Origin of the sequence: Paraburkholderia sp. EG304 (assembly GCF_046543485.1) — a bacterium.
GTDB classification, from domain to species: Bacteria; Pseudomonadota; Gammaproteobacteria; order Burkholderiales; family Burkholderiaceae; genus Paraburkholderia; species Paraburkholderia youngii.
The window spans coordinates 1-6,956 of record NZ_JBKGUA010000128.1 but is presented as its reverse complement, the minus strand read 5'-3'; the positions used below and the strand labels follow the sequence as shown (position 1 = coordinate 6,956).

At 69.7% G+C, this 6,956-nt stretch carries 9 protein-coding genes and 1 pseudogene; 3 read left to right on the top strand and 7 right to left on the bottom strand.

The features are described 5' to 3' along the window. Both ACLFKU_RS42090 and ACLFKU_RS42085 read right to left on the bottom strand, forming a co-directional pair. Window positions 1–427 (bottom strand): PAS domain-containing protein (locus ACLFKU_RS42090; protein ID WP_410853182.1); only part of this gene is annotated, 427 nt, incomplete at its 3' end. 162 nt (window positions 428–589) lie between these two features. Further along, window positions 590–1,204, bottom strand: a complete 615-nt coding sequence (locus ACLFKU_RS42085; RefSeq protein ID WP_410853181.1) for a TetR/AcrR family transcriptional regulator — start codon at window positions 1,202–1,204, stop codon at window positions 590–592. 113 nt (window positions 1,205–1,317) lie between these two features. On the opposite strand from ACLFKU_RS42085, the gene ACLFKU_RS42080 reads away from it, so the two are divergent. The 3 genes from ACLFKU_RS42080 to ACLFKU_RS42070 are packed head-to-tail and all read left to right on the top strand — an operon-like array spanning window position 1,318 to window position 4,603. Beyond that, window positions 1,318–2,136 (top strand): MFS transporter, encoded by an 819-nt coding sequence (locus ACLFKU_RS42080; RefSeq protein WP_410853180.1) that lies wholly within the window; start codon window positions 1,318–1,320, stop codon window positions 2,134–2,136. Then, window positions 2,100–3,374, top strand: coding sequence for a PAS domain-containing protein (locus tag ACLFKU_RS42075; RefSeq protein WP_410853179.1), 1,275 nt, complete (start codon window positions 2,100–2,102; stop codon window positions 3,372–3,374). The genes ACLFKU_RS42080 and ACLFKU_RS42075 overlap by 37 nt, the downstream gene beginning before the upstream one ends. Beyond that, window positions 3,374–4,603: an MFS transporter gene (locus tag ACLFKU_RS42070; RefSeq protein WP_410853178.1), complete on the top strand. Its 1,230-nt coding sequence runs from the start codon at window positions 3,374–3,376 to the stop codon at window positions 4,601–4,603. The genes ACLFKU_RS42075 and ACLFKU_RS42070 overlap by 1 nt, the downstream gene beginning before the upstream one ends. Here the strand turns inward: ACLFKU_RS42070 and ACLFKU_RS42065 are convergent. From ACLFKU_RS42065 to ACLFKU_RS42045, 5 genes and pseudogenes are all read right to left on the bottom strand, one after another. Then, the gene (locus ACLFKU_RS42065) at window positions 4,536–5,057 is read right to left on the bottom strand and encodes a nuclear transport factor 2 family protein (protein WP_410853177.1); all 522 of its coding nucleotides are present in this window, start codon (window positions 5,055–5,057) and stop codon (window positions 4,536–4,538) included. The genes ACLFKU_RS42070 and ACLFKU_RS42065 overlap by 68 nt on opposite strands. A 124-nt stretch (window positions 5,058–5,181) precedes the next feature. Then, a complete protein-coding gene (locus tag ACLFKU_RS42060; RefSeq protein WP_410853176.1) occupies window positions 5,182–5,385 on the bottom strand; it encodes a hypothetical protein in 204 nt (67 codons plus the stop codon). Further along, complete coding sequence (locus tag ACLFKU_RS42055) at window positions 5,382–5,525, bottom strand: hypothetical protein (protein WP_319210636.1); 144 nt, start codon at window positions 5,523–5,525, stop codon at window positions 5,382–5,384. Before ACLFKU_RS42055 ends, ACLFKU_RS42060 begins: the two co-directional genes overlap by 4 nt. Before the next feature lie 238 nt (window positions 5,526–5,763). Next, complete coding sequence (locus ACLFKU_RS42050; protein ID WP_410853175.1) at window positions 5,764–6,513, bottom strand: hypothetical protein; 750 nt, start codon at window positions 6,511–6,513, stop codon at window positions 5,764–5,766. Between the two features lie 186 nt (window positions 6,514–6,699). Continuing rightward, window positions 6,700–6,956, bottom strand: a pseudogene (locus tag ACLFKU_RS42045) (GMC family oxidoreductase N-terminal domain-containing protein); the annotation flags it as partial.

Sequence of the window (6,956 nt, the reverse complement as noted above, 5' to 3'; positions counted from 1 at the left end):
CGTACACCACGCCGGGCGCGGCTTCGACGAAGGAACGCAGCAGGGTCTGGGCCTGGTCGCGCTCCGCTTCGATCCGGCGGCGCTCATCGATATCGATCAGCACCCCGGGGAAGCCGACGGCCTGCCCGTGCGCGTCGAGGTCCACCCGGCCGATCGCCTCGATCCAGCGATAGGCGCCGTCGGCGCCGCGGGTTCGATACTGGTGGGCGTAGCGGCCACCGCGACGGACCGCTTCGGCAATCGCCTCGGCCAGGCCGGCGCGGTCGTCGGGGTGGACGGCGGACACGACCTGCTCCAGGCGCAGTTCGGTGCGGGCCAGCGCCGGGTCGAGGCCATGGGCCAGGGCGAGGGCGTCGTCGACCGTCAGGCTGTCCTGGGCCACATCCCAGAACCAGGTGCCGATGATCGCGCCGGCGGCCAGTGCCATCCTGACGCGCTCGGCATCACGCTCGCCGTGGGAACCGGGGGAAGGTGAAGAGCTCAAGCTGTACTCGCGGTCGGCAGGGGGTCGGATGCACCGGCCTCGGGACGGCAGGCGGCGCGGGGGCGGACACCATAGGGTATCGGCGCGAGGCGAGCTGTGAAGCCGTCAGGCGGGCAGCTGGCCGGGGGACGCCGGCGCGCTGCAGCGCAGGCCGCGCAGCAGCAGCTCCAGCGCAACCCCGCTCTGTGCCAGCCGCGCATCGCCATCGTCGCCGTCGGCGATCCAGAACGCCGCCTCGGCGAGGCTGCCGTACACGAGGGAGGCAAGGGCCTGGGGCTGGGCCTCGGCGACCACACCCAGATCGATCAGGTGCGCCAGCAGGCGCTGCATGGAATCGATGCAGTGGCGCTGCGATTCCGGCGAGGCGCCGCCCAGCACGGCGCGCGCATCGCGCAGCACGATGCGCTGGATGGTGGGTTCGCGGGCCATCTCCAGGTACCCGATGCAGCGCAGCCGGAATCCCTCCCACGGGTCCACGGCGGCGTCGGAGATCGCCTTCAGGCGCGCGTCCATCTCCGCGTCGAGCTCATCGACGACCGCCGCGAGCAGCCCCTGCTTGTCGCCGAAGTGGTGGTAGAGGGCGCCGCGGGTGAGGCCGGCCTGCGCGGTGAGATCGTCCATCGACGTATCGGCGTAGCCGCGCTCGCTGAAGACCGCGCGGGCGGTCGCCAGCAGGGTGGCGCGGGTCTGCTCCATCTCGGCGCGGGTACGACGGGCCATCGGCCTCTCCTTGGATGCGGGGGCGGACGCTGGTTTACATCCGAAGCGTATGTATATAGGATTTTAAACATACGATGCGTATGTAAATTGGAAGAGAGCGGGTGAACCATCCCATGACCCACCCTTATCGCGCGCTGTTCGCGGCGCCGGGCAGCACCGGCTTCGCCCTGGCGGGCCTGCTGGCACGGCTGCCCTTGCCGATGACCGGCATCGGCATCATCACGCTGCTCGCCCAGGTGCGCGGCAGCTATGCGCTGGCCGGCGCGGTGGCGGCCACCTTCGTGCTGACCTACGCGCTGCTGTCACCGCAGGTCTCCCGCCTGGTGGACCGGCACGGGCAGCGCCGGGTGTTGCCGGTGGCTACCGGCGTCAGCGTGTTCGGCCTGCTGCTCCTGCTTGGCGCATCGTGGTGGGCGGCGCCGGCCGCACTGCTGTTCTTCGGCGCCTTGCTGGCCGGCGCCATGCCCAGCATGTCGGCGATGGTGCGGGCACGTTGGACCGCGATCTACCGCGGGCAACCGCAGCTGCAGACGGCGTACGCGCTGGAAACCGTGTTCGATGAAGTCACCTTCATCGCCGGGCCGCCGCTGTCGGTCGGCCTGGCGGTCGCCGTGCTGCCGCAGGCGGGTGTGCTTGCCGCGGCCGTGCTGCTGCCGATCGGCGCGTCTGCGCTGATCGCGCAGCGCAGGACCGAGCCCCCCATCGAGACGGCACGACGGAATGCCGCGCCTGCTGCGTCCGTCATTCGTCTGCCCGGCGTGCGGTGGCTGGCCGTGCTGATGGTCGCCATGGGCGTGATCGTCGGCACCGTCGATATCGTCAGCGTCGCCGGATCGAAGCGGAGCGCGACCAGGCCCAGACCCTGCTGCGTTCCTTCGTCGAAGCCGCGCCCGGCGTGGTGTACGCCAAGGATCGGCAGGGTCGGATGCTGATCGGCAACCGCGGCACCACCGAGCTGGTCGGCCTGCCGCCGGAGATCTACGTCGGCCGCACCGACGCCGAGCTGCTCGGCGACCCTGCCCAGGCAGCCATCGTGATGGCCACCGACGAGCGCGTCATGGCCAGCGGGCGGACCGAGCAGCTCGAAGAAGAAGTGAGTTTCCCCGATGGCCGGCGTGCGCATTGGCTGTCGACCAAATCGCCCCTGCGCGACGCCGACGGTGTGGTGGTGGGGCTGGTCGGCACCTCACTGGACATCACCGACCGCAAGGCCGCCGAGGCCCGCCATCTGGAAGTCGAGGAGCGTTATCGGCTGGCCGCCCGCGCCACCAATGATGCGATCTGGGACTGGCGCATCTCCGATGGCCAGGTCATCTGGAACGAAGCACTGACCACGCTGTTCGGCCATGCGCTGAGCGAGACCAGCGCGCAGTGGTGGCTGGATCACATCCATCCGGACGACCGGGCGCGCGTGGACCGGGACATCCATGCCGTGATCGACGGTGGCGGAACCGCCTGGAACAGCGAGTACCGGTTCCGTCGCGCCGACGGCAGCTTCGCTTCCGTGCTCGACCGCGGCACCGTGCTGCGCGGCGGCGTGGGCGAGCCGCTGCGGATGATCGGCGCGATGCTGGACCTGACCGTCCGCCAGGCAGCCGAAGCCGCGCTGGCCCAAAGCGAAGAGCGCCTGCGCTTTGCCACGGAGGCCGGCGACATGGGCTTCTGGGATGTCGACCTGGTGCGCGACGCGCTGATCTGGCCGGCCCGGACGAAGGCGATGTTCGGCATCTCGCCCGAAGTGGCGGTGTCGATGCGCGACTTCCATGACGGGCTGCATCCCGACGATCGCGCCGCCACTCTCGCCGCGTTTGCAGCAGCCGCCGACCCGGCGCGGCGCGCGCTCTACGATGTGGAGTACCGCACCGTCGGCAAGGAAGACGGCGTGGTGCGCTGGGTCGCGGCGAAAGGACGCGGGCATTTCGAAGGCGACCGCTGCGTCCGGGTCGTGGGCGTGGCGATCGAGATCACCGCGCGCAAACTGGCCGATGCCCGGCTGCAGGAATTGAACGAACACCTCGAGAGCCGGGTGCTGGAAGAAGTGGCGCAGCGCACCCGCGCGGAAGATGCGCTGCGCCAGAGCCAGAAGATGGAGGCGGTGGGCCAGCTGACCGGCGGCATCGCGCACGGCGCGTTGCGTCCGCGCGATCCACGCAACCTGGAGGTGTGCTGATGCAGGTGCACGCGCCATCGACACCCCGCCACCCGTGGTGGGCGGTTACCGCGGTCAGTCTGGCGACCTTCTCGGTCGTCACCACGGAGATGCTGCCGGTCGGCCTGCTGACCCCGATCGCCGAAGCGCTGGACACGAGCACCGGCACCGCGGGCCTGATGATCTCGCTGCCCGCCCTGCTGGCCGCGCTGTTCGCACCGCTGGTGGTGATCAGCGCGGGCCGACTGGATCGGCGCGCGCTGCTGTGCGCGCTGCTGGGCCTGCTGGTGATCGCGAACCTGGGCGCGGCCTTCGCACCCACCTTGGGTTGGATGCTGGCGACCCGCGTGCTGGTCGGGCTGTGCATGGGGGGCATCTGGGCGACTGCCGGTGGCCTGGCGGTGCGGCTGGTGGCGACCCGATCGGTGGGCCTGGCCACATCGCTCATCTTTGGCGGCGTGGCGGCTGCTTCCGTGCTGGGCGTTCCACTCGGCGCGCTGATCGGGGAGCTGTTCGGGTGGCGTTGGGCGTTCGGCAGCATGGCGCTGCTGGGTGCCGCCGTGCTCGCCCTGCATCTGGCCGTCATCCCTGGTCTGCCGCCGTCCGGCACGACGACCCTGCGCCAGTTCGGTCATCAACTGGGCAACCGCGCGCTGCAGCGTGGGTTGATGCTGACCTTCCTGCTGGTCGCGGGACACTTCATCGCCTTTACCTTCGTTCGGCCGCTGCTGCTGTCCGTCCCGGGGTTCGACGCGGGCTGGGTCGGGCCGTTGTTGTTCGGCTACGGCGCCGCAGGCATGGCCGGCAATTTCCTTGCGGGTATCGGGGCAGCACGACGTACCCGACTGACGGTGTCGTTGATCGCAGCGGGTCTGGTACTGGTGCCGTTGCTGTTCCTGTCCATCGTCGAATCGCGCCTGGGCGGTGCCTTGGCGCTGCTGGCGTGGGGGCTGGCCTACGGCGGGGTGTCGGTGGGCTTGATGACGTGGATGATGAAGGCCGCGCCGGGGGCGGTCGAAGTCGCCTCCGCACTGTATGTCGGTGCCTTCAATGTCGGGATCGCATCCGGTGCGTGGCTGGGCGGTCAGGTGCTGGATCGGCTCGGCCTGACCGCCAATCTCTGGCTCACCAGCGGCTTCGCGGTTGCCGCAATGGTGCTGTGCATTGCTGGCCGCTCAGGCCCTACCTGGTTCCCGTCGTCTCCAGCGCCGCCTTCTCAGCCCCGTTCAACGCGCGATGGCCGTAGCTGAGTACCCGGGTAAGCTGCCATTGCCCGTCCTTGTGCTGCCAGACCATCACGAACTTCGCGCTGCCTTCGCAGTTGCCGGTCGCGACCTCGCAGAAGCGGTGCTCGCCTTCCTCGATCGCGCCGAAATCCTTGATCGGGTACACCTTGAGCGTCCCCGGAACCCGTTCGCGGCGGACCTTGTGGCAAATGTACTTCCGGGTGTTGGATACCACCGTGTCGCGATCGAAGGTGGCCCCGCTGCTGTCGTGATAGAACTCGACGGTCGGCGAAAAGTAGCCGGCGAAGGTATCCAGGTCGCAGCGGTTGTAAGCGTCGAAGAGCTGATCATCCAGCGCGGTGACGGTGCGCGTGAGGGCGGCTGCGTCCACGGCTTGCTCGCCAGCGTGCGCTGACACGGGCGCGAGCATGCCGGCAGCCACGAGGACGACGGCGAAAGCAGCGGGGGAGTGCCTCATCGGGGTGCCTGCTTCAATCGGGCCAGAGTAGGCACCACTTTTCGCATGGGCCGGAGCGCCCTTCAAGTGTCATTCGGAAGGATGACGCACGGGCCACGGCAGCACGCCGATGGGCTCCGGCCCGTTACAGGGTGCTGGAGTCCACCCGCTGGCGGCCGGCCTGGGTCAGGTCGATGTCGCCATCTTCCGCCTGGGCCGCATAGCCGGCCTTGACGGCCCAGTTGGCCGCTTCATCGGTCACCGGACGGGTAGCGTTGATATCGCGCAGGATCTGCCGCTGTTCCTCGGTCAGGTGCGCCGCCGTGTTCGTGTCGGCGCCGCCGCTCATGGCGCGCGGGCCTCGACGCCGACCACGCCCTGGGCCAGCCGCGCGCGCTTGGCCCGCCGATGGTTCACCCACCACACCAGCCCCGGCAGGCCGTACAGGAGTGCACCGGCGAGCAGGAAGATCTTGAAGGCGGCATTCATGGCGGTCTCTCTCCGTGCGGTATGGCGTCAAGCGTCGTGATCAACCGGATGCGCGGTCAGGGCACACCCGGTCCTGCAGCGGCCCGGGCCGCGATCCCAGTGCTAGTTCAACGCACTCGCCGTGAAGGTGTTGTCCCTTCGTTCACTGTCGCGCGTTCAGGCGTCGCGCCCCGCCAAGGTCGCCAGCCGTAGTGCCGCGCGTGTCGCCTGATCGTCATCACCTCGTCGTCTGGCTCCCTTACAACGGGGAGCCTCCGGGGAGACCAGGGGGCGCATCGAGATCGGCGCTAAAGTTCACCGCGCGCCTGCCGATACCGATGCGTCCTTCCGCCTGGAGTACGTGATGTCGGCCGTCCCCCGCCGCCTGTCGTTGTTCGTCACCCGCCTGGGTGACCGCTATCGAGTCCGCTTGTCCCCCCTGCGCCGGCTTGCCGCGCTCGGCCGTCTCAGCGTCGCACGGAAACTCACGGCCAGCCTGCTGGTCTGCTGCCTGGGCCTGTTCGCGGTCGCGATGGTGTACGGCTGGACGCGCCATGATACCGAGCGTGCGGCCGAGGCGTTCGCGGCGCACCAGCAGGAGGCCGCGCTGGCCGCGACGCTGGCCACCGAGATCGCCGATGCACGGCGGCTGCAGACCCGCTATGCCGCCACCTTCGATGACGCCGACCGCGAGGCGTTGCAGGCGGCGCAGCAGCGCCTGCAGGCGACCCTGGCCCAGCTGCAGCGCGATCCCCATGATGCCGGCAGCGCCGATGCGCTGCGCGAGGTGGCTGCGCGAGCGGGTGATTTCGCGGAAGGCATCGCCGCCCTCAACACCCGTGTGGACGAAATGGGGCGCGGCGATGCCGGCCTGCGTGCGCAACTGGAGGCGGCGGCTGCAACGCTGGACGCCAGCGTGGAGGCAAGCGCGCGTCCCGTGCTGATCGCACAGCTGCAGAAGATGCGCCGCGAAGAGAGCCTGCTGCTGCTCACCGGGGAGTCGGCGCATACCGATCGCGCCAGCGAGCAGAAGCTGCCCTTCGATCTGTCCTTGGCCGATGCGCGGCTGGGCATGGACGTGCAGGACAGGCTGCGGACGCAGATGGATGCCTATCAGGGCGCGCTGCTGGCCTACACCGCCGCCCGCGTCGGGCTGGATGTGGAGGCGCAGTCACTGGCCGAGACCGCCGCCCAGATCGGCCCCGGTCTGCAGGCGCTGCAGCAGGCACAGACGCAGGCCCTGGCGGCGGCGCGCGAGCGGCAGGCGAAAGCGCGGCGCGAGAAAATGACTGAAGGTGAGCGACGGAGGATCCTGCAGATTGCGTCCGACGCCTGGCAGGTCGGCCACACACGGAATACCCCTCGCCCCGAGTTGGCGAGCTTCGCCGATACCGGCGCGCCTCAGCAACGCGGGCGACTGCCACGCGCCCGCGCTCAGCACCACCTCGCCCG

What these genes read in the sequence shown, in the direction of transcription:
- ACLFKU_RS42080 (WP_410853180.1), top strand. Translation starts at nt 1,318, where the DNA reads ATGACCCACCCTTATCGCGCGCTGTTCGCGGCGCCGGGCAGCACCGGC.
- ACLFKU_RS42055 (WP_319210636.1), bottom strand. Translation starts at nt 5,525, where the DNA reads ATGAATGCCGCCTTCAAGATCTTCCTGCTCGCCGGTGCACTCCTGTAC.
- ACLFKU_RS42085 (WP_410853181.1), bottom strand. Translation starts at nt 1,204, where the DNA reads ATGGCCCGTCGTACCCGCGCCGAGATGGAGCAGACCCGCGCCACCCTG.
- ACLFKU_RS42070 (WP_410853178.1), top strand. Translation starts at nt 3,374, where the DNA reads ATGCAGGTGCACGCGCCATCGACACCCCGCCACCCGTGGTGGGCGGTT.
- ACLFKU_RS42050 (WP_410853175.1), bottom strand. Translation starts at nt 6,513, where the DNA reads ATGCGCCGACTCCCCGGTGAGCAGCAGCAGGCTCTCTTCGCGGCGCAT.
- ACLFKU_RS42065 (WP_410853177.1), bottom strand. Translation starts at nt 5,057, where the DNA reads ATGAGGCACTCCCCCGCTGCTTTCGCCGTCGTCCTCGTGGCTGCCGGC.
- ACLFKU_RS42060 (WP_410853176.1), bottom strand. Translation starts at nt 5,385, where the DNA reads ATGAGCGGCGGCGCCGACACGAACACGGCGGCGCACCTGACCGAGGAA.